Below are 1,188 nucleotides of genomic sequence, written 5' to 3'. Positions count from 1 at the left end.
AGAAATCCTGCGAATTCATGAGCCAGAGTGAGTTATTTAAATCATTTCGAGGGAGCTTAATGAGTTATCTCTAATAAAATCAATCATTCGGCTCCTATAGAAATTAACTAAAAGAAAAGATTGTGAATTGTGCTATTAAGTAAACAGTAATGAGTACATTTATTGCAAGTATAAATATTGTTTTCAGATTAACTGAATATTTTATTAAGTAGCGACGAAAAACAAATGAAAGTAAGGTCATGATAGCAAAGTACCCAATCGGTATAACGAAACTATAAAATACTTTTTCTGTTGCACCAATGTCACCTGGTGGGGCATCTGCTGCTGTGAATCGTCCCATTGCTATCCATATCTTAAATACCCAGTAAAATAAGAATGATGTGGTTGATATAACTAATAGATAAGCTACATAACTAATTACACTAAGGTTAACCTTCAAACAGTAGCCTCCAATTTTATGTATTTTTTTATTATAATGACTTTGATAAATGATTACTTCATTAAAATAAGAACGATTGTTGTATCCACATTAAGAAGCTCAGAAATCCTGTTATGCAGAATGTGATTAAGATAGTTACTGTTCCTCTTGAAATAGACTTTAAATTTTTCTTACCTGTTAGTCCTATTATTCCAAGTATTAAAGTTGTTAACGAAAGAATGTAAACAATATTAAAGGCGTCTGGAACGGATATCATATGGATATGTCTATAGATTTCTATCCAATATGGCATTGCTAAATACGAAACTAAACAAATTATTGAAAGAAAGAAAGACCATGAATTTATTTTTTCTCTCATAAATTTCACCTCCTCATATAGCTAATTAAGCATAAGAAATATCCGATGGATTTTGTAGGATCTTAAACGATCATATGTGCCTGATAATCTTGAATGTTGTTATTTATGGTTTCGCTAGGCAGGATGGAAGCATTAACTATATAGGATAATAACCTCCAATCACAATGCAGAAATTTACATCTAGAATTCAGTTAAAATACAAGAAACACATAGGCTGTCCTAATAAAAGGGAGCAGTTGCCAAATGGCAAGCTGCTCCCTGCTGTACACAACTACTCTAAAAAAATCAAAATGAACTTTGATCCTAATATAAAAAGAAGGTCGATAGACCTTCTCACAGATTGTAGACAAAAGGCATTCGGAATGTATTCATTCTGAATGCCTTTTGTCAT

General features: G+C 31.7%; 1 protein-coding gene. It reads right to left on the bottom strand.

The features are described 5' to 3' along the window. Positions 1-103 precede the first annotated feature (103 nt). Complete coding sequence (locus GQY27_RS21160; RefSeq protein ID WP_160037241.1) at positions 104-439, bottom strand: hypothetical protein; 336 nt, start codon at positions 437-439, stop codon at positions 104-106. Positions 440-1,188 lie beyond the last annotated feature (749 nt).

Origin of the sequence: Paenibacillus sp. An7, assembly GCF_009870785.1 — a bacterium.
Taxonomy (GTDB): Bacteria; Bacillota; Bacilli; order Paenibacillales; family Paenibacillaceae; genus Paenibacillus.
The sequence above is the reverse complement of the archived record's forward strand: the minus strand, read 5'-3'. Positions and strand labels throughout refer to the sequence as shown.